General features: G+C 43.9%; 12 protein-coding genes. 7 read left to right on the top strand and 5 right to left on the bottom strand.

Going from position 1 to position 22,771, the window contains the following annotated elements:
- Nucleotides 1–193 precede the first annotated feature (193 nt).
- Both GO495_RS19305 and ileS read right to left on the bottom strand, forming a co-directional pair.
- Entirely contained in the window at nt 194–1,204 is a 1,011-nt protein-coding gene (locus GO495_RS19305) for a TraR/DksA family transcriptional regulator (protein WP_157301353.1), read from the bottom strand.
- A 6-nt stretch (nt 1,205–1,210) separates the two neighbouring features.
- Nucleotides 1,211–4,588, bottom strand: a complete 3,378-nt coding sequence (gene ileS, locus GO495_RS19300; RefSeq protein ID WP_157301352.1) for an isoleucine--tRNA ligase — start codon at nt 4,586–4,588, stop codon at nt 1,211–1,213.
- A 250-nt stretch (nt 4,589–4,838) separates the two neighbouring features.
- Here ileS and GO495_RS19295 point away from each other — a divergent pair, with 250 nt between their 5' ends.
- Nucleotides 4,839–5,303 carry a PepSY-like domain-containing protein gene (locus tag GO495_RS19295; protein ID WP_157301351.1) on the top strand — a complete coding sequence of 155 codons (465 nt, stop codon included), beginning with the start codon at nt 4,839–4,841 and terminating at the stop codon, nt 5,301–5,303.
- Nucleotides 5,304–5,751: 448 nt separating this feature from the next.
- On the opposite strand, the gene GO495_RS19290 is transcribed toward GO495_RS19295, so the two are convergent.
- Complete coding sequence (locus GO495_RS19290; RefSeq protein ID WP_157301350.1) at nt 5,752–6,681, bottom strand: helix-turn-helix domain-containing protein; 930 nt, start codon at nt 6,679–6,681, stop codon at nt 5,752–5,754.
- Between the two features lie 548 nt (nt 6,682–7,229).
- On the opposite strand from GO495_RS19290, the gene GO495_RS19285 reads away from it, so the two are divergent.
- The 5 genes from GO495_RS19285 (at nt 7,230) to GO495_RS19265 (ending at nt 16,397) form a co-directional block, all read left to right on the top strand.
- Nucleotides 7,230–8,912, top strand: a complete 1,683-nt coding sequence (locus tag GO495_RS19285; RefSeq protein WP_157301349.1) for a hypothetical protein — start codon at nt 7,230–7,232, stop codon at nt 8,910–8,912.
- Nucleotides 8,913–9,026: 114 nt separating this feature from the next.
- Nucleotides 9,027–11,006: a DNA topoisomerase (ATP-hydrolyzing) subunit B gene (gene gyrB / locus GO495_RS19280; RefSeq protein WP_157301348.1), complete on the top strand. Its 1,980-nt coding sequence runs from the start codon at nt 9,027–9,029 to the stop codon at nt 11,004–11,006.
- Between the two features lie 189 nt (nt 11,007–11,195).
- Nucleotides 11,196–11,675 (top strand): hypothetical protein, encoded by a 480-nt coding sequence (locus GO495_RS19275; RefSeq protein WP_157301347.1) that lies wholly within the window; start codon nt 11,196–11,198, stop codon nt 11,673–11,675.
- Between the two features lie 276 nt (nt 11,676–11,951).
- Nucleotides 11,952–14,987, top strand: coding sequence for a SusC/RagA family TonB-linked outer membrane protein (locus tag GO495_RS19270; RefSeq protein WP_157301346.1), 3,036 nt, complete (start codon nt 11,952–11,954; stop codon nt 14,985–14,987).
- A gap of 18 nt (nt 14,988–15,005) precedes the next feature.
- Entirely contained in the window at nt 15,006–16,397 is a 1,392-nt protein-coding gene (locus GO495_RS19265; protein WP_157301345.1) for a SusD/RagB family nutrient-binding outer membrane lipoprotein, read from the top strand.
- A 73-nt stretch (nt 16,398–16,470) separates the two neighbouring features.
- Here the strand turns inward: GO495_RS19265 and GO495_RS19260 are convergent, their stop codons facing one another.
- A complete protein-coding gene (locus tag GO495_RS19260) occupies nt 16,471–17,187 on the bottom strand; it encodes an SIMPL domain-containing protein (protein WP_157301344.1) in 717 nt (238 codons plus the stop codon).
- A 193-nt stretch (nt 17,188–17,380) separates the two neighbouring features.
- On the opposite strand from GO495_RS19260, the gene GO495_RS19255 reads away from it, so the two are divergent.
- Nucleotides 17,381–19,321 (top strand): lectin-like domain-containing protein, encoded by a 1,941-nt coding sequence (locus GO495_RS19255; RefSeq protein WP_170302692.1) that lies wholly within the window; start codon nt 17,381–17,383, stop codon nt 19,319–19,321.
- A 47-nt stretch (nt 19,322–19,368) separates the two neighbouring features.
- Here GO495_RS19255 and mfd read toward each other — a convergent pair whose 3' ends face one another.
- Complete coding sequence (gene mfd, locus GO495_RS19250; RefSeq protein ID WP_157301342.1) at nt 19,369–22,743, bottom strand: transcription-repair coupling factor; 3,375 nt, start codon at nt 22,741–22,743, stop codon at nt 19,369–19,371.
- Nucleotides 22,744–22,771: the final 28 nt, after the last annotated feature.

The raw sequence follows: 22,771 nt of genomic DNA, 5'->3' as shown, positions 1-22,771 counted from the left end.
GGATATCCTTCCGGGATGCTTTTTTTATGGGTTTGATTTGGGGTGCAGGGCAAAATCCCGCAAAAACACATTCAAAATAAATTCTTCAAACAAAAAATCCTGATCTTACTTCCATGAATACACTACCGGTACTTTCCGGTGTAATGTTCTTAATGGAAATGTGATCAGGATCTGTCCTTCCGGAAAGTCTGAATTATTTACTCTTCGCCAGCTTGGCCTCAATGCTAAGGGTAGCATGTGGTACTGCACGCAGGCGGGCTTTGTCGATGAGTTTACCGGTTACGCGGCAGATACCATAAGTTTTGTTTTCTATACGGATCATTGCTTTTTCCAGGTGATCGATGAACTGGATCTGACGGCTGGCCATCTGGTTCAGCTGCTCTCTTTCCTGAGAACCGCTACCATCTTCCATGCTCATGTATTTGTTCTCAGTGTCATCAGTACCTGCTTCATCCTTGCGGGTAATCAGGCCCTGCAGGTATACCAGTTCCTTCTTGGCTGCTTCCAGCTTTTTCAGGATCAGGTCTTTAAATTCCAGCAGATCAACATCACTGTAACGATAAACAGGACCGGATGGAGCCTCAGGCTGATCCAATACTGATTTCGTAAACTCAGGCTGGTAAGTTACCAGCGTTGTTGCTTTAGAACCTTTTTTATCGGTTTTATCAGTACGCTCGGCCGGTTTGTCAGCTTTTACAGCTACCTTATCGGTCTTCTGTACTTTATCTGCTGGTTTCTTGCCTGCATCTTTTGCAACAACTTTTTCTTTATCTTCTTTCTTTACTGGCATTATTTCTTCGTTTTCTACTGGCTTTGAAATTAGTTTTTCTTTTTCTGCAACAACACTTTGCGTTGCCACTTTTGTATCAGGCACTTTCTGGGAAGCGGCCGTAGCAGGGGCCGCTGCCTTTTTAACGGGTTGCTCTACGTGAGCCGCTACTGGTGCTTTCTTAGCTGCAGATGGTGGGGCAGCTTTGGTCACTACGGTTTTACTGGCAACAACCTTTGGGGAAACAGCAACAGGCTTAGCCGCAGCTTTAGGCACTGCCTTTTTTACAGCGACCTTTTTCGGAGGCGCTGCTGCCTTTTTTGCAGGGGGTGAAACAGTAGCTTTTTTAGCTGGTACTGTTTGCTTGCCCACTACTTTTTTAGCCGGAGCCGCCTTCTGGTTTTTTGTACTAGCAACTTTCTTGCTTGTTGCCATGGGGAATTAGCTTTTTATGTTAACTAATACGTTGAATTTCAGATCATTTACTTCAATTTCAAGTCCCTCCTGTAATTCCGGCACCACATCTATACTATCTGCCAAAATTTCCGTGCAAATATAGTCATTATAGTTAATAATCGCCGATTTCAGGCTATCTATTGCAGCCACTTTTACCTGTATACGGTCCGTCAGTGCAAAATCACTGTCCTTCCTTATCTTCTGTATGCGATTGACTAATTCACGGGCGTTACCCTCATCCTGCAGTTCGGGAGTAATAGTAATGTCAAGCGCAACAGTTAAGGCGCCCTTATTAGCTACGGTCCAACCAGGAATATCCTCAGAAATAATCTCTACATCGGATAGCTGTATAGGTAGCTGCTCCCCGTCTATCAGCAGATTAAACTGTCCGTCACGCTCAAGGGTTGCGATATCTGCTGCACTAAATGCGCTGATGGCAGCGGCTACCGCTTTCATCTTTGCACCCATTTTCCCACCCAGAGATTTGTAGTTTGGCTTAATCTTCTTCTTGATGAAGCCCTCTGTTTCTGTAAGATAGTCAATACCTTTTACATTGACTTCACTTTTTATCAGGTCTTCTATCTTCTCTACCTGTTCTTTCATCCTTGCGTCCAGCACCGGGATCAGTATCTTATGCAAAGGCTGCCTCACCCTTATATTGACCTTCTTACGAAGAGATAATACCAGTGAGGAAATATCCTGTGCCAGTAACATCCTTTCTTCCAGGTCAGCATCAATTGCAGCAGATACTGCTACCGGGAAATCCAGATGATGTACGGACTTTACATCACTACGGTTGCTCACTCCATTCAGATTACCAAATAACCAGTCAGAGAAGAACGGAGATACCGGCGCCATCAGTTTAGCCAGTGTCTCCAGGCACTCATACAGGGTCTGGTAAGCTGATATCTTATCATGCTCGTACTCACCTTTCCAGAACCGGCGACGGCAAAGACGCACGTACCAGTTGCTCAGGTGTTCATCCACGAATGACTGAACAGCCCTGCCTGCCTGGGTAGGTTCATATTCATCAAAATATCCTGTTACATCTTTTACCAGTGTGTTCAGTACCGAAATGATCCAACGGTCAATTTCCGGGCGCTGCTCCAGCGGTATATAGGCCTCTTTGAACGTAAAGCTATCGATGTTGGCATACATCGCAAAGAAGTTATACGTATTGTAAAGGGTGGAGAACAATTTACGCTGTACCTCACGGATCCCATCAATATCAAATTTCATGCTATCCCAGGGAGAAGCATTGGTTATCAGGTACCAACGTGTTGCGTCCGCTCCAAACTGCTCCAGAGTGGCAAATGGATCGACCACATTGCCGATACTTTTACTCATTTTGATGCCATTCTTATCCAACACGAGTCCGTTTGACACCACAGTTTTATAAGCAACACTGTCAAACAACATTACGCCCAGCGTATGCAATGTATAAAACCAGCCACGTGTCTGGTCCACACCTTCTGCTATGAAGTCCGCCGGGAAACTTTTCTGAAAGGATTCCTTGTTCTCAAAAGGGAAATGCCACTGTGCATAAGGCATAGCGCCACTGTCGAACCATACGTCCACCAGGTCCGGTTCACGGCGCATCGGCCTCCCGGAAGGGCTTACCAGTACGATATTGTCTACAAAAGGTTTGTGCAGGTCGGATGTCAGGTAACTGATATACTCTTCCAGGCTGTTCGTACCGGCTGTTCCAGGTGTATACTCCATGATACCGGCATCAAATGACTTACGCAGTTCTGTACGCAGCTCTTCTATTCCGCCTATGCAGATCTCTTCCACTTCCAGTTCCTCATCCTCAGCGTCTTCCGTACGCCAGACAGGCAGCGGAGTTCCCCAGTAACGGCTACGGCTCAGGTTCCAGTCCACCATATTCTCCAGCCAGTTACCAAAACGTCCTGTACCTGTTGCCTGCGGCTTCCAGTTGATCGTTTTGTTCAGCTCCACCATCCTGTCTTTCAGGGCAGTGGTGCGGATGAACCAGGCGTCCAGCGGATAATACAATACCGGCTTGTGTGTACGCCAGCAATGCGGATAAGTATGCTCATACTTCTCTACCTTAAAGGCGCGGTTTTCCAGTTTCAGCTTCACTGCTATGTCCACGTCCACATCCTTATATTCAGGATCACTCTTATAATTTTTTACATACCTGCCACCAAACTCACCTACTTCATCCAGGAATTTACCCTGTCTGTCCACAAGTATCAATATACCGATACCATATTTCTTTCCTACACGATAGTCATCCGCACCAAAAGCGGGAGCGGTATGTACGATACCGGTACCATCTTCGGTAGTGACGAAATCCCCCAGGATCACACGGAACGGATCTCCCTCTTCAGGCTGTACATAAGGTAACAACTGCTCATAGCGGATATTCTCCAGCTGGCTGCCACGGCATACCAGCAGGATCTGCCACGGAATGATCTTATCAGTTGCAGTATAAGCCCCAAAATCGCCATCTTCCCCTTCCGCCTTAAAGTATTTGCTGATCAGGTCTTTTGCCATGATCACATTTACCGGTAGATGGGTATACGGGTTAAAAGTGCGGATCAGTGCATACTCTATATTAGCACCAACAGTAAGACCCAGGTTGGAAGGAAGTGTCCACGGGGTAGTCGTCCATGCCATAAAGAAGACTTCGGCAGCAGGGTCAGCTTTCCTGGCGGCTTCAAAGAGGAAAGCAGACTTATCTGATTCCTGCGCTTTGAACATAGCCACCACAGTGGTGTCCTTTACGTCTTTATAAGTACCTGGCTGGTTCAGTTCATGAGAACTCAAACCGGTACCCGCTGCCGGAGAATATGGCTGGATACTGATACTCTTATATAACAGGTCTTTTTTATACAATTCCTGCAAACACCACCAGAGGCTCTCTATATAATTATTCTCAAATGTGACATAAGGAGACTCCAAATCTACCCAATAACCCATCTTACGGGTCAGGTCATCCCATTTATCCTTATATTTTAATACCTCAGAACGACAGGTTTTGTTATATTCTTCTACAGAAATCTTCTTTCCGATATCCTCTTTGGTGATACCGAGCGTTTTTTCCACACCTAATTCCACAGGCAACCCATGGGTATCCCATCCGCCTTTACGTTTTACCTGGAAACCACTCATTGTTTTATAACGGCACACCAGATCTTTCAGCGTACGGGAAATAACATGGTGAATACCGGGCATCCCGTTCGCACTTGGTGGTCCTTCATAAAAAACGAATGGCGTAGCGCCTTCCCGCAGGGACACGCTCTGCTCAAATGCCTGGTGTTGTTCCCAGCGCGCCAATATATCCTTCTCTATCTGCGGTAAGTTCAGCTGATTATATTCCTGATATTTGCTGGTCATAAAACAATTAGGTGCCCTTTGACGTTAATAAGTAAGTTGATTAAAATTCTGCAAAGTTACGGATTTTCGACTGGCTCAGAAAGGACTAAAAGGGACTTATAAGCAATTGCTGCGATCTTTTGATATTTTTTGTATTTTTACAGTGCATTGGTTCGCCTAAAGATTTTGGCATTGTTTTGGTAACTACGTCGGAAGAAATGATAAGTTGAAAAACTTAACCCAGTCAGTCACGAAAAACCATATCTGAAACATGAAAAAGCTAATATTAATAATTTGTGTGGCATTGGTATCTTCCGGCACAACTTTTGCACAAAAAAAATCAGCGAAAAAAACGAAGAAGGTAGTTGCTAAAACTGAAGTAGTAGCACCGGTAGTTGTTAAGGATGCTTTTCAGCAGAACTTTTCAGGATCGGACGCGAAGTGGTCCAAGAACTATAGCGGACATTGGGTAGCTAACTTTACCAAAGAAGAAGTTAAGACTACAGCAGAATATGATGAGAGTGGTAAGTGGGTAGCAACACGCAGCGCATATGCAGGAGATAAGTTACCGGAAACAGTAGCAACAACAGTAAAAGCTAAATATCCGGCAGCTACCATAAAAGATGGTTGGAGAATTGAGAGATCAGATGTTGCAGCGTATTATAAAGTAAATATTCAGGATAACGGTACAGAAAAAGCAGTGTTGATTAACGAAGCGGGTACCATAACTGAATAGGTTTTCAAACAAGTATTTCATAGGTATAGGGATAAATAGGACAGACCCTGCTCTTTTGGGCGGGGTTTTTCATTTGTACTAATTAACGTTTACAATAAATAAAAATGGCTCCGACGGATGTCGGAGCCATTTTATGTAATTACGGTCGAAAGCTTACCTGACGAATGCACTTTCAAAAAGGTCAAATATGGTGTTTGAGGAGGTGCAAAAAATTGAATGGCTTTACTCACTTTTATTCGCTCCGCAAGCTTTCTTCCATGGTCAAATCTGATAAGGAAGCTTATAAATTGTAGATCAGGATAGATATCTGCCGATCGTGATACAAAGAAACGGCAATATTCCGGGGAGTGTTTTTCAATTCGGGAAAACTAATGATCGAAACGGGAAAACTATACACTAAAAAGCTCCTGACCGTGGCCAGGAGCTTCAATATCTTGTAGATAAACCCTTATCGCAGCAGGAGTTCACAGGGTTTTAAACCCGTATGCTTCTTAAAAGCAGTAGAGAAATGGGAAATACAGGAGTAGCCCATCAGTATCGCTACTTCAGACACAGACATTCCTTTTTCGTATAACAGGCTCTTCGCCTTCTCCATTCTCTCTTTCTGGAAATAATCGTAAATGGTGGTACCATACATGGCCTTGAACCCTTTCTTCAGGTAACATTCATTCATGGCTACGCGGCGGGCCAGGTCGCGGATGGTAATAGGTGCATCCAGCTGTTCCAGTAATATCCCCCTGGCGTTTTCTATTTTCTGACGGTCTTCCATGTGAGTCAGGAACCGGCAACCAAAACGTTCATCAGTATCGTTCTGCACAAACTGGTCTGAACTGAATAACAGCAATTCCAGGGCCTTGCTCTGTAAAAAGATGTTCTTCAGCGTTCCTTCATAATTATGGTGGACCATTTGCTCCAGTACCTGTTTGGATTTGGTGCTGGGCTGGATGGTTTTAACGAATGGCTTGCGGGACTGCATATCAAACAGCGCAGAACTGCTGCTGGTTGCCCCCTTTTGTAATGACTGGATGAATGCAGGCTGAAAACGCACCGTAATCACGTCTATAGAAGGCTGTTTCTGGTTACAATTCTCTTTACTGCCTTCCGCACATGCCTGGTCTGTACATCCCGGGTTCTGACAATATTTATTACCTGCCACACAATAGCGCAGCTCCACAGCCGCCGATTGCCCTCTTTTAGCCGGTTGATACACTACCATCGCCACATCATCTACCGGTAATGGCCGGTCGTAGGTGAAACGCTGTAAACCGAAATCGAGGCAGTCCGGGACTGCAACGGCTTCATTTCCAACAAGCTGCAACTGATCATTCATTGCAGGCTGCCGTATAGCCAGTGATAATATGTCCTGTATGTCTTTCAATCCCGTTCGTTTGTTGTTAATACCGTCACAAAAATAGGTATTCGAAATTTAATGGGGAACGTTTTGACAGTTACGTTACAATAAGGGGAGGGATTTTCCCGGTCGGAATAGGGGGACTGGACCGACACGAAATTTTCACCATTTATTGGTATAATAATTTTTATTATATTTTAATACATTGTTAATCAGTAGTAAAAAAGCACAGAAATATTAATTGGTACTGATAACCTACTGATACTCTGTGCTTTCAGGTATATAACCCGTATATAAGCGCTATATAACCCCTATATAACAGGTATATAAGCCGTACTTATATAGATAGGGCTTATATACCTGTTATATAGTAGTTTGTTAACGGTTATAAAGAATTTACAAGAGAGTTTATGCTCTTCCTATGCTTTGTTTAAGACGCTTACTACAAATACGGGAGCTTATTGGGAATACTAGTGCTCACTGGTTTTTGGGGTTAGTCCCGGATCTCTGGTATATTTCTCTCATAATCTGATCCAGGCCAGTTTATCTCTTGGTATGAATTTGGCCTATTATTCATGATGCAACAACAATCCTTCATAAAAAAATACTGGAAAAAAGCCCTGCTCACTATAGGTATTATCATATTACTGATACTCGCCACTACCTGGTACCTCAGTTTGCAATGGAGCAAACAGGCCCGCCTTCAGTTACGCTCATATGTTCAGGAAATGTCCGATAGCCTGTATACCCTGCAGTATGCCGACCTGAACCTTAATATCCTGACCGGCAGCCTTGCCTTATACAATGTAAGCCTGGTAAGAGACGCTGCTATCTACGAGAAACTACAGCAGCAACACAAAGCTCCCAAATTCTTATATACCTTCAGTGCAGACCGGGTAAACCTGCATTATTTCAAAGTGCTCCGCTATTTCCGTCATAAAGAACTGAGCGCCGGCGCCCTGGAATTTCACAATCCCAGCATTGTACTGGAATTAAACAGCCAGAACATAGATACCACCGTACATAAAGACGCCTATCAGAACATCAATAAAAAGATCCACTCCCTGTATTTAGGCTCCCTGTTGCTGGATAATATCAACCTGAAATATACTTATGTAAAAAAAGATAGTAGCCTGGTAATAACCCAGTTAAGCCAGCTTAAAGTACATGTGAAAGATTTCCTGATCGATTCCCTGGCCCTGAACGACCCTACCCGGTTCCTCTATGCCCACAACTACGAGATAGGCCTGAAAGATTATAAATACCGTACTCCTGACAGCCTCTACTGGCTGCACATAAGAGATGTGAACTACAGCGCGGCAGAGCAAACCCTTACAATAGGACAGTTCAGTGTAGATCCCCGCTATAACAAACAACAGTTTGATATCAGGGCAAAAACCCAGCGCGACCGCTACGATGTTCAACTGAACAACATCACCTTATATAAGCTGCAACCCCGGTTATTACTGGAACAACAGGTACTCTGGGCCAATAAACTGGACATCGCCACGGGAAATGTGAATATTTACCACAATCGTATGCTGCCAATGCCTCCCGGTAACAAACTGGGGCAGTATCCAAATCAACTGCTGCTAAAACTGGCCTTACCTATATATATAGATACACTTATAGGACAGAAGGCAGAAGTCTCCTACACAGAAATAAATCCCAAGACCCAGGAAGCGGGTAAAATTACCTTCAGTCACCTGCACGGCACTTTCCGCAATATCACCAACATAGATTCCATGATCGCTAAGAAAAGCCATTTCATAGCCGATATGGACGCTGTATTAATGAACAGCGGTAAACTAAAAGCCCGTTTCGACTTCTCCCTGAAAGATAGGTCCGGCGCATTCGCCGTTTCCGGGCAGGTCAAAAGCATGGATGGTAAGGAACTGAACCCCATTTTAAAGCCCCTGGCCCAGATAGAAATAAAGTCCTGCCAGATAGACGATGTCACCTTCAATATGAATGGGAACGAAAAAGAGGCCGATGGAGAAGTGAACTTCTTATACAACAATTTGAAAATCAATATATTGAAAAAAGAAGAAGGTACCCATGAATACAAAAAGAAGGGGTTGATCACCCTTTTCGCCAATGCATTGGTCATTAAGGACAGTAATCCTGACAAAGGGGAAACCCGGATAGTATATCCTCACTTTACCCGCGATCCGCAGAAATCCTTTTTTAACCTTGTATGGAAGACACTTTTCACAGGATTAAAAGAGGTGGCGCTGGGTAAAAATGCGCCCATCTGATTTGTGGATATGAGGATGTAGAAATATGGACATTAAACATGGAAATAAGCCTCAATTTTCGTATATTTGCACAATTCACGAGAATTCAACTCTAAACACATTTTACACCCAAATATGAGCGAAGAATTAGTGCAAGCAACTTCCCCTGCCAGCAATGGTTATGATGCGGATAGTATACAGGTATTAGAAGGGCTTGAGGCGGTACGTAAACGCCCGGCCATGTATATTGGAGACATCGGTATAAAAGGGCTGCATCACCTGGTGTATGAAGTGGTGGATAACTCCATCGACGAAGCGTTGGCAGGTTATTGCAAGAATATTGATGTTACGATCTGTGAAGACAACTCCATCCGTGTCGTAGATGACGGTCGTGGTATCCCAACCGGTATGAACACCAAAGAAGGTCGTTCTGCGCTGGAAGTGGTAATGACCGTATTACACGCAGGTGGTAAATTCGACAAGAACACATATAAAGTATCCGGTGGCTTACACGGGGTGGGTGTCAGTTGCGTAAACGCACTGAGTAGCCTGCTGCTGGCAACCGTACGTCGTGATGGTAAACTGTTTGAACAGGAATACCAGCGCGGTGCTCCTCAGTACCCGGTACGTGAGATAGGCGTTTCAGAGGAAACAGGGACCACTATACACTTCAAACCCGACCACGAAATATTTAAAGATACTACCTACAATCGCGAGATACTGGCAGGTCGTTTACGTGAACTGTCTTACCTGAACCGTAAGATCAAAATCACATTAACGGACGAACGTGAGAAAAACGAAGAAGGTAATTTCTTTAGTGAAACTTTCTACAGCGAAGGTGGTATCACTGAGTTTGTACAGATGCTGGATCGTAACGGTCGCCGTAATCCATTACTGTCTGAACCTATTTCAGTAGATATCCTTGAGCCAAATAGCAATGTGGCAGTAGAAGTAGCCATTATCTATAATGACTCATTCGCTGAGAATATCTTCTCTTACGTAAATAATATCAATACCATAGAAGGAGGTACACACGTAGCAGGTTTCCGCCGTGCTATCACCCGTGTATTTAAAAGTTATGGTGATAAGAACAAACTGTTCGAAAAAACAAAGATCGAAGTAACCGGTGATGACTTCCGTGAAGGACTGAGCGCTGTAATCAGCGTGAAAGTTCCTGAACCTCAGTTTGAAGGACAGACTAAAACCAAACTCGGTAACTCCGATGTAATGGGTATAGTTGACAGTTCTGTAGCTGCAGTACTGGAAGCCTATCTGGAAGAACATCCCCGTGATGCCAAAACGATCATCAATAAGGTAGTACTGGCTGCACAGGCCCGTGAGGCTGCCCGTAAGGCACGTCAGATGGTACAGCGTAAAAGCGTACTGAGTGGCAGTGGCTTACCAGGTAAACTGGCAGACTGCTCCGAAAGTGATCCTAAGATCTGTGAGCTGTACCTGGTCGAAGGGGATTCGGCAGGTGGTACGGCTAAACAAGGCCGTAACCGTAGCTTCCAGGCTATTCTGCCGTTAAGGGGTAAAATCCTGAACGTGGAAAAAGCGATGGAATACAAGATCTACGAAAACGAGGAAATCAAGAACATCTTCACCGCACTGGGGGTAACCATCGGTACAGAAGAAGATGATAAAGCACTGAACCTTTCCAAACTGCGCTACCATAAGCTCATCATCATGACGGATGCCGACGTGGATGGTAGTCACATCGCAACACTGATCCTCACTTTCATTTTCCGTTATATGAAGGCCATGGTTGAACAGGGTTATGTATACATCGCCCAGCCACCTTTATACCTCGTGAAGAAAAACAAAGAACAGATGTACGCCTGGACAGAAGAAGACCGTAAAGCGGCGATCTTCAAAATTGCAGGTGGCAAAGAAGACAGCGTAACCATACAGCGCTATAAAGGTTTGGGAGAGATGAACGCAGAACAACTGTGGGAAACTACCATGAACCCGGAAAACCGTACCCTAAAACAGGTTACGATTGAAAGCGCTGCAGAAGCAGACCGCGTATTCAGTATGCTGATGGGCGATGAAGTTCCTCCGCGCAGAGAATTCATCGAGTCTCATGCAAAATATGCTAAGATCGACGTATAAACATAATTTCAAATAATAGAGAGACGGATTACGATGTAATCCGTCTTTTTTTATCTATTCATTTCCAACTACTTCGATAATACCCCACTACAAACTGTTAAAAAACTTATAAATATTTTATTTAATTCGTTCTTTTCTCACTATTTTGCAGTCCTATTTATCACTATACCTAGAGAAATTACCTATCCTATGAAACTCAAATCCCTCTTGGGAATTTTGTGCCTATTTGCGATTACGTTTACCGTAATCTCTTGTGAAAAAGATAAAGCAGTGCTGGCTTCAGGTTCCTGTTCGTTCTCTATTGACAGCACTGCCTATTCTGCCAATACCGCTTCCGGATACCTGGAAGACACTGTCGGTATTGGCAAAAAAGCCTTAACCATACAAGGTATGGTTGGTACCCTCAACAGCTTCCTCGCTGTTACCATCATCTTCCCGGACACACTTACTACAGGAGAATTTACTGAAGCAAACCATGCTTTCATACTGTTCTCCAAGAACCTGAGTGATTCAACTGCGTCCTGGACAAGTACAAGCGCTACAATTAAAATTACAAGCATAAATAGTAAGTATGCCGAGGGCACATTTGCCGGCATTTTAAAGAATGGTGGTAATGAAACACCATTAACGGACGGAAAATTTAAAGTAAACATTAGTAACACTTATTGATCATCGTTTTTTTGAAATCTTTTTCCATCATGTCCTGCCTCTCAAGGTGGGACTTTTTTTGTTTTACCCCATTTTCACCCCATTTTCACCCCTCTCTTCTCTGATCGGTTAATATCTGCCCATAGATAGTTAAGAACAATAAAAAGAACTAGTTCATTCTGAGTTTACTTTGAAGTAAGTGACAATGAACTTTAAGAACCAACATTGAATGCCGTTCACGTGAATGGCTTATAGGGACGTTTTTTCACATAAGAAACCAATATCTAATCTCGTTGTATGAAAAGAAACTCATATTACCTGCTGGCATTGCTTGCGGGACTGCTATGCAGTTCCCTCACCTTTGCACAGACCAGAGTTATCGAAGGAACAGTGACCGATGAAAGTAAACATCCGGTTAGTTATGCTACTATCACTATTAAAGGCACGACCAAAGGTACCATCACCGAAAAAGACGGTACATTTAAACTACATGCGGTTTCCGGTGCCATCATCACCATACGTGCCGTGGGTTTCACTACAAAGGAAATCACATTGGGTGGTGAAGATCATCTCTCTGTTACACTCGCAGAAAATCCCAGCGATCTGAATGAAGTAGTGGTAACAGCATTGGGTGTGAAAAAAGAAAAACGCAACCTCACATTCAGCTCCCAGGAAGTAAAGAGTGATGAGATCCTCCGGGCTAAAGAACCGAATGTGTTAAACTCTCTCACCGGTAAAGTATCCGGTGTACAGATCACCAGCTCTTCCGGAATGCCCGGTAGCTCTGCACGTATCGTTATCCGCGGTATTACTTCCATCGCCGGCGAAAACCAGGCATTAATCGTAATGGATGGCGTACCCATCAACAACGATGAAACCGATGCAGCCTTTGACGGTGGCCCCGGAACAAACCGCCTAGCAGATATCGATCCGGGTATCATCGAAAGTATTAACGTACTAAAAGGCGCTGCGGCCACCGCATTGTACGGATCTGCCGGTGCAAGAGGTGTAGTGCTTATCACCACTAAAAAGGGCAATACCAACCGGAAACCAACCGTTTCCCTTTCATCAGGTGTATCATTTGAAAATACCATTTTCCCCGACAGACAATACAAATATGCCCAGGGCAATAAAGGCGTATATATAGACGGAGAAACTGCCAAAGCCAGTACTTCCTGGGGACCTGCAATAGATACCCTCACCGCAAACGGTAAGAAAGTACCCGGACATAATCCGCTGAAAGATTTCTTCAGAACAGGTGTTACTACCAACAACACCATCAGTGTGGACGGAGGCAATGCAACATCCAACTACTTCATGTCTTATTCCTACTTTAATCAGCAGGGTACTATCCCTAATACTGATTATACCAGGCATAGCATCTTTGCAAAATATAATACACAACTCTCCAGTAAACTCAGCTCCACTTTCCAGTTTACTTACAGCAATGTGCTGAACCACAAAATGCCGGAAGGATATGGACTGGAAAATCCTCTTTGGACAGTATTTATGGGCCCTGTATCCTACGACTTCCATCCTTATCAGAATGCGGATGGTACACAGCGCTTATACCGCTACAGCCGTAACAATCCTTACTGGGTACTGGACAATGTACTGAATACTTCTACCGTCAACAGGTTCTTACCATTGCTCACTTTTGTATATGCACCAACCGACTGGTTGTCTGTTACTGAAAGAATAGGTGCCGATATTTATACGGACCATCTGAATTATCATGTGAATACAAACGACATTACTTATACTACCGGTCTGTTGTATACAAACAATCAGAACTTCCGTCAGTATAATCACGACTTCATCGTACAATTAAAGAAACAGATAGGTAAGTTCAACTCCAGCCTGATGCTGGGTAACAACATATACGCCAATTATTCGGATTATATGACGGCTAAAGGTCTTGGACTGGCAAAACCAGGCTATTACAACATGGCCAGTGCCTCTACTGTGACCTACACAGAGTCCATGTCAAGAAACAGGAAAGTAGGTTTTTATGCACAGGCAGAAGTTGATTATAACAGGATGATCATCCTCTCTCTCAGTGGAAGATATGATGGCAGCTCCGTATTAGCAACCAATCACACTTACTACCCTTATGGTTCTGCTGCAGCCGGTTTCATCTTCTCTGAATTATTTACAGACAAATTAAAGGAGACTGTCAACTTCGCCAAGGTGAGAGCTTCTTATGCTGTTGTAGGTAATGATAACGTAGTTCCTTATTCTACTCAGACACCATATTTACAGGCCATTATTGCCGGTGATGCCAGCAGCAACCTTAACTTCCCTTATAACGGACAGAATGGTTTCCTCATTAACAGCGCTCTTGGTAATGCTAATCTGAAAAATGAATTGCAGAAAGAGTTTGAAATAGGATTGGAGACAAAGCTGTTCAATAACAGGATAGGATTGGAAGCGTCTTATTTCGACAGAAAAATGAGTGATGGTCTTGTATCTGGTATTTCACTGGCAAACTCTACCGGCTACTCCTCTACGACAATCAACTCCGCCAGAATGGAAACCAAAGGTGTGGAGGTATTATTGAACCTTACTCCTGTTAAAACAAAAAGTTTCAGCTGGGACGTTACCATTAACTATACCAAGCTGAATTCAAAAGTGCTGGAAATTGGTGGTGGCCTGCATCAGACCTCCATCGGTACTATCTACGCGGTAGAAGGCCAGCCATGGGGTTCTTTATTCGGTACTAAATACGCCCGCACAGCAGATGGCCAGTTAAAAATCAACGATGCAGGTTTACCCTACGCATCAGATGAATATGGTATCGTAGGTAATATCACGCCACGCTGGACAGGCGGTATCACCAACATGTTGCGTTACAAACAATTCGGTTTCAGCTTCTTCATCGATACCAAACAAGGTGGAGATATCCTAAACTCTGATGATGGTTATGGCTTGTATTACGGTACATCCAAACCTACTGAAAACAGGGCAGACAGGGTGGTAAAAGGCATCAGTGACGCAACCGGTACTGCTAATACTGTTTCAGTAACAGGTCAGCAATACTTCCAGCAGATAAGCGGTATAACCGAAGCCGTTATACAGAATGATTCTTACATCAAACTGCGTAACGTGTCACTGTCCTACAACTTCGATAAAAAATTATTGGGCAAAATGCCTTTCAAAGATGCGTCTATTGTGCTGACAGGGCGTAACCTGTGGATTCATAAAGCAGCTGATTTCACCGGTGGTGATCCGGAAGTGAACTCATGGGGCAACCATAACAGCGGACTGGGAATCTATACATTCTCAGCGCCTACTTCCCGCTCATTTGACTGCACACTCAGGATCACTTTTTAAACGCAAACTATTTACAACATGAAAAGATCATTCATCATCATAATCACCCTCGCAGCAACTGCATTTACAGGGTGCAAGAAATACCTGGATGTAAATGACAATCCAAATGTGCCTTCCTCTGTATCAGAAAGCCTGATGCTGGCACCTCTGGAAGCAGGTATATCCCAATACATCGCAGCTGGTAATGGGTCTTCGCTCGTTAATCAGTGGATGCAGAATTGCGTACCTAATCAGCCACTGCCGAATACGGTCAATTACATGGTCACCAGTTCTACCTTCGATGACTTCTGGGGCTCTTACTATGTAGCGGAAATGAATAACCTGCACCTGTTGAATGTGCAGGCCATGGCAAATGGTAATAGTATGTATGCAGGTATCTCTAAAATACTAACTGCTTATACACTGGGCAATGCTACAGACCTATGGGGAGATATTCCTTATTCCCAGGCGTTTAACGGCGTCGGTAATACCACTCCGGCCTACGATGCCCAGGAAGATATTTACAAGTCTATTCAGGCCTTATTAGACAGCGCTATTGTTGAAGTAAATGCAGGTACCGGTACTACTCCCTCTACAGATGATTATTTCTATAGCGGTGATATGACCAAATGGGCAAAGATGGCATATACGCTCAAAGCCCGTTATTATATGCACCTTACAAAAGCGCCCGGTTATACAGCCTCTGCACAGGCAACACTGGCGCTCGCTGCATTAAGTAACGGTATGAGCAGCAATGACGATGATTGTTTTTTCCCTTACACTGGAACATCCACCTCATCTAATCCATGGTATCTGCATTTTTTCAATACCACTACTTTAACACTGTCATCAAAATATGTAGACTCTCTTAAAGCGCACAGTGATCCACGCTTGCCTTACCTGGTAAGCAAAGCAGAAGGGACCGGCTTATATACCGGTAATGTGATCGGCGCCGGAGCCGGTACCTTATCAGATTTTTCTGTAGCGGGAAGTTTTTATGGCGGTATCGCTTCTAATGTATACGTACTGAATGCAGCAGAAGCAATGTTCCTGAAAGCAGAAGCTACTTATATCACTTCCGGTTATGCTGCTGCGCAACCCGTATACAGGGCCGCTGTTGCAACCAACCTGTTAAAGCTGGGTATTGATACGACCGGCGCTGCTGCACAGGCTTACTTATCATTACGTGGTACATTGACTGCAGCGAATGCTTTACAGATGATCATAGAAGAAAAGAACACGGCCAACTTCTTTTCACAGGAGGGTTATGCAGACTGGCGCCGTACCGGGTACCCTGATCTAAAAGTGATTACCAATAACAACGTGGCTGTTATTCCCCGCAGGTTCCTGTATCCTCTGAATGAGATCAGTGCAAATCCGCAGGCGATACAAAAGGCTACACTGGCTGATAAAGTATGGTGGGACAATTGATAAGATAGTCGTGTGTTTGTTTTATAAAAAAGGCCCTTGTCCGTAATACGGACAGGGGCTTTTTGATTTATTCTTACTTAATGAAAAACACCGCTCTTACTTCTGCTCTTACCTTGATCGTTTTAAAATCAATATCGGGCATGGCCGATTCTGTATCCATCGCTTTATCGCTTCTCATATATGCATTTGCCATTAAAGGACGTACATCAGAATAATTATCTGTATTGATTTCCTGTACTTCCAGTATACCATCTATCTTATCTCCGATACCTTCCAGCATATAGCCCGCCTTTGCCTTAGCTGCCTGCAATGCTTTTACCTTTACCTCTTTACGGTATTCTTCCATCTTGCTACTGGTATAACTGCTGATGTTTACACTTTCAATACCTTCCTCGTCAACTGCTCCAAGTATTGCATTTACTTTATCCAGTTTACTGAGTTTCAAACGGAACTGTTTACGCGCCATAAAATCAGTTACTTTTTTCTTCTTCACCCACCACTGTTCGTAGTTGTTCCCAAATACATTTGATACGGTCAGATCCGCAGGTGCAATACCTGCATCCAGTACCGCCTTCTGCAATTGTTTTTCCAGTACCCCAATCTCCACCTTCGTTGTTTTGTTCTTGTATTCCCTCAGCGCTATATCTAAATAGATTTCATCCGGAGTAATCTCCATCTCTGCTGAACCTGTTACCTCAATTTTCTTTACAGGAGGTTTGTTGTCTGTTTGCTGTGCCTGACTCAGGGTCGATAAGAATAATCCTGCCAGTATAAACATTACCTTTTTCATATGATTTGTTTTTTATTTTCTATTATGATGCTACCAAAGAACAAGATTCCATAAATCCCCCTAAAATATTTTTACGGCTAATCAATGCCCAATACTTAACGATTATAGATATATAAGATTATCAGCTAAAACGTTCGTTGCCCCTATATGTTACAAGAGGGTTTTTATATATATTACCTCTTACATGCCACTTATGGGGAAACTAATATGGCTAATTACGGGGCTGCTATGTATACAGATCATTGCCCTGGGCCAACTGCAAACACCTTATATTCTAAACGGTACAGCCACTCAGCGTACCTGTAACTGTTATGTACTTACCGAAGATATTGGCAACTCCAGTGGTACCGTATGGAATAAGAATAAGATCGATCTCAATAATTCTTTTGATTATTATTTTGATGTGAACCTGGGTTGCAAAGATGATACAGGTGCCGACGGAATAGCATTTGTGCTGCAAACACAAGGTACCAACCTGGGATCTACCGGCCAGGGTATTGGCTTTAAAGGGATCAGTCCTTCTCTTGGCGTAATTATAGATACCTGGCAGAATGATGACGAAAACGACCCTTCTTTTGATCACCTGGCTATTCAGATGAATGGTGTCGCAGATCACCTCTCGGCAAATAACCTTGCGGGGCCTGTTACAGCCCTTAATGGCAGCGATAATATAGAAGACTGCAACTGGCATATTCTCCGCATTAAATGGGATGCTACGGCCAAACAAATGGATGTTAGCATGGATGATGTACCCAGGTTATCTCTTCAAAAAGATCTGGTAAAAGATATCTTTAACAACAGTCCTTTAGTATACTGGGGCTTTGGAGCCGGTACCGGTGGCAGCTCCAATAAACAACAGTTCTGCGCTGCCTTACGCCCACAACTGGAATTTGATAACAGTCAGATTTTCTGTGATGGTACACCTGTCACCGTTGGAGACAACTCCAGGTCTTTCGGGACCATTACCCGCTGGTTATGGGATTTCGGAGACGGTACTACATATACCGTCTCTCAGCCACCTCCACACCAATATGCCAAACCCGGGAAATACCTGGTAACAATGGTGATAGAAGATAACAGCGGTTGTGTATCCGATACCATGAAACAACCCGTAACAATAGGGACGTACCCTGTGGCAGACTTTTCCATGCCGGTATTATGCACCGGAAAACAACTGCAATTTAAAGATGAAACGACCCTTAGCGTAGGTTCGTTAGCGTATTGGAACTGGGATTTTGGGAATGGGCAGACCTCCGATACTAAAGACCCTGTAGTAACCTATACCGCTACCGGCTCTTACGATATACATTTACAGGTAACCTCCAAAGAAGGATGCACTGATGAGATACAGAAAACGTTGCAGGCATATGCGACACCGGCGATAAGCGCTACCGGCGAAAATGCCTGTCTTGGCTTCGCCGTTCAGTTCATTGGCACCGATCTTACGCCTGCTATTGCTTTGCAGGAATGGCACTGGGATCTGGGGAATGGTACTACGCGTGGTACACAGCTCCTGAATTACACATATCCTGAAGGTGGAAATTACCAGGCGTCTCTCTATACTGTAAGTACAGATAACTGTGTATCCAATACCGTTGTTGTACCCGTTTCAATTTTGGACCTCCATGTAAATGCAGGACGTGATACACTCGTTGCCAACGGGCAACCTTTACAGTTAAATGCGGTTGCGAATGGTCAAAACCTGCAATACAACTGGTCTCCTGATAACGGGTTGGATAATAGTCATTCTTCTGCACCAATGGCCTATCTGCAATCAGATCAGACTTATTATCTCACGGTAACATCTCCGGAAGGATGTATTGATAAAGATACCCTGCATGTAAAAGTATATAAGGGCCCTGAGTTCTACGTACCTACTGCGTTCTCTCCCAATAATGATGGACGCAATGATGTTTTCCATGCCATCTCACCGGGAGTACCGGCGTTGGATTTCTTTTGTGTATGGTCGCGCTGGGGACAGGAAGTATTCCGCACGCAATCGCTGACAACAGGCTGGGACGGCACGTTCAAAGGCATTCCTTCAGAAGCAGGCACCTATGTATGGATGATTCAGGGGAAAGATTATTTAGGGAGAACATTCAGTAGAAAAGGAACAGTAACATTAGTAAGATAAAACAATAATAAAGCCCGGTACTATAGATACCGGGCTTTATCTCTTTATTACTTCCTTGAATCTGTCATTCCTTTCAGGAAATCATGCAGATCATTCATCGATTTTATATTATCTACTACCAGCATAAAATTCTTACCTACCTGTTTCAGCTTCGCATTATTCACACGTGTCTGAATATAAGTAAGCATGTGATTAAATGTAGCAGAGGTAAAGAAAGGGGAATCCGGGTTATTGATAAAATAACAACGCAGTTTTTCTTCCTTCAGCATCATCTTTATAAAGCCAAGCTGAATAGCCATCCAACGGGAACGTATAGTAGTCAGCAAGTCTTTTACCTGATCAGGTACAGGACCAAATCTATCCTGTAAAGCTTTCTCGAAATCCTGCAGTTTAGCCTCCAGGGTGATGTTATCCAGCTCCTGGTAAAGGTTGAGACGTTCCTGTATACTTTCGACATAACTATCCGGGATCAGGATTTCAAGATCAGTATCAATCGTACAATCACTTACATAATCCTTCTTCTCTTCCAGCTGATCTTTAAACAGATCACGGAACTCATTTTGTTTTAATTCACGGATCGCTTCATCGAGGATTTTCTGGTACATATCAAAGCCTATCTCCGCCATAAAACCACTCTGTTCCCCACCTAATAAGTTACCTGCTCCACGTATGTCCAGGTCACGCATAGCTATCTGGAAACCACTACCCAGTTCACTATGCTGTTCCAGTGTCTGCAAACGCTTACGGCTATCCGCTGGCAATGTATTGATAGGAGGTGCCAGCAGGTAACAGAATGCCTTTTTATTACTACGTCCAACACGTCCGCGTAACTGATGCAGATCACTTAATCCAAAGTGATGCGCATTGTTGATGATGATGGTATTGGCATTCGGAATATCCACCCCACTTTCTATAATATTGGTAGATACCAGTACATCGTATTTACGGTCGATGAAATCCATGATCACCTCTTCCAGCTGATGTCCCTCCATTTGTCCATGTGCCGTTGCAATAGCAAGATCCGGGCACAATCCGCGTATCAGGCTGGTCATTTCTCCCAGTCCTTTCACACGGTTATACACAAAGTATACCTGTCCGCCGCGTTCTATTTCATAATAGATCGCATCTCTTATCAGGTCATGATCAAACACATGTACTTCCGTTTCTATCGGCTGCCGGTTAGGTGGAGGTGTATTAATAACAGACAAATCACGTGCACCCATCAGGGAGAACTGTAACGTTCTTGGAATAGGCGTCGCCGTTAGTGTAAGTGTATCAACATTCAGTTTGATGTGTTTCAGTTTTTCTTTCGCAGTTACACCAAACTTCTGTTCCTCATCCACTATCAATGCACCCAGGTCCTTGAACTTAACATCTTTACTTAATAAAGCATGCGTACCAATGATGATATCTATTTTCCCTTCTGCCAGTCGCTGTAAAGTTTCCTTTTTCTCTTTAGCCGATTTAAAGCGGTTCAGATAATCAACGGTGCAGGGGAAATCCTTTAACCTTTCGGAGAATGTTTTGTAATGCTGGAAAGCCAGGATAGTAGTGGGTACCAGTACAGCTGCCTGTTTACCATCTACCAGCGATTTAAACGCAGCACGTACCGCGATCTCTGTTTTACCAAAGCCCACATCACCACATACCAGCCGGTCCATTGGATGAGGAGATTCCATATCTCTCTTCACATCAGCAGTAGCCTTGCTCTGATCCGGTGTATCTTCATACAGGAAAGATGCTTCCAGTTCTGTTTGCAGATACGTATCAGGAGAATGGGCAAAGCCTTCTTCTGCCTTTCGTGCAGCATACAGTTTGATCAGATCTTTTGCAATATCCTTTACCTGTGTTTTCGCTTTTTCTTTCAGCTTATCCCAGGCATCGCTACCCAGTTTATTCACACGGGGTTCTACTCCTTCTTTACCGGTATATTTACTGATCTTATGCAGGGAGTTGATATTTACATACAACAGGTCACTGTTCTTGTAAATGATACGGATAGCTTCCTGCATTTTACCACCCACTTCTATCTTCTGCAAACCGCTGTACACACCTATACCATGATCGATATGTGTCACAAAATCTCCGGCCTGTAGCTCGCGTAGTGTTTTGAGCGTAATCGCCTTGTTCTTGTTATACGCCTGCTTTACCTTGTATTTGTGGTAACGCTGGAAGATCTGGTGATCGGTATAACAAACTATTTTCAGTGTATGATCTATGAACCCGTGGCTAACGGGAACGGCAATAGGATAAAATGAAAATTCTGCTTTCAGGTCTTCGAAAATACTGCGCAGCCTTTCCAGCTGTTTGGCATTTTCTGCAAAGATGAAGAGGGAATACTTTTTCTTGTCGTGCCCATCCAGGTCTTTGATCAGCATTTCAAACTGCCGGTTAAAGACCGGTTGTTCCTGCGTTTCAAAGTTGACAGGGGTAAAGGGGTGATTGGTTTCTTCCCACCACTGCCTTTTCCCAAACACGATACAATTCCGCTGCAATAGCTGTTGCATCAGCGGATGTGCTTTTACGAAATCAGTCTCCGACAGGTCCATCTTCTCATCATCATCCACCTTTACCTTTTGTCCTGTTTGCAGAAAAGCATCCAGCCGTTCTTCCAGTTGCAGGATCACATCCTGCACATAAGCCGGGTCTTTCATCCATACCACTGTATTAGATGGTAAGAACTCCAGCAGGGAAGTTTTCTGATGATCCAGTCCATGGGTATCCATATTGGCGATCAGCGTCACCTGGGAGAGCTTACGCTCACTCAGCTGCGTTTCCGGATCAAACAACCGGATAGAGTCAATATCTTCTCCGAACAGTTCTATACGGTAAGGCTTTTCGTTGCCAAAAGAATAGATATCGAGAATACCCCCGCGAAGGGCATATTGTCCTGGTTCATAAACGAAGTCAGTAAAATGGAACCCCCAGCCTACCAGTTTTTCCAGTAAGGGGTCCACTTTCAGTACATCCCCTACTTTCAGCTGTACCATGTTGGCGCTGAAAGCTACAGATGCAGATACCTTTTCCCACAGTGCCTCCGGGTAAGTAACCAGGATCTTTTTGTTGATACCGGGACCGGAGAACTTCATCAGCGCTTCCGTTCTCAACATGCTATGGCTTCCGTTCAGTTCGTTAAACTGACCGGTTTTCTTAAAGGAGTCCGGAAAGTAGAAGATATCCAGGGCCTGACTCAATTGTTCCAGATCATTATGGAAGTAAGCGGCTTCTTCTTTGTCGTTTAAAATGAACAGGTGATTGGAGGAAGCAGCCAGCTCCCAGGCCCCTACTGCTGCAAAAGTAGTGGCGCTGCCGGTCAATCCCGTAAGTTGAAAATAGTTCGGACCAGACAAATTGATCCCTTTAACCAGCTGTTGCAGCCGGGTATCACGCTGGTACAGTTGTAAAACAGCCTGTATATTCATGAGGGGGGCAAAGATACGAAGAAATCGA

It is taken from the genome of Chitinophaga oryziterrae (genome assembly GCF_009758125.1).
Taxonomy (GTDB): domain Bacteria; phylum Bacteroidota; class Bacteroidia; order Chitinophagales; family Chitinophagaceae; genus Chitinophaga; species Chitinophaga oryziterrae.
The sequence above is the reverse complement of the archived record's forward strand: the minus strand, read 5'-3'. Positions and strand labels throughout refer to the sequence as shown.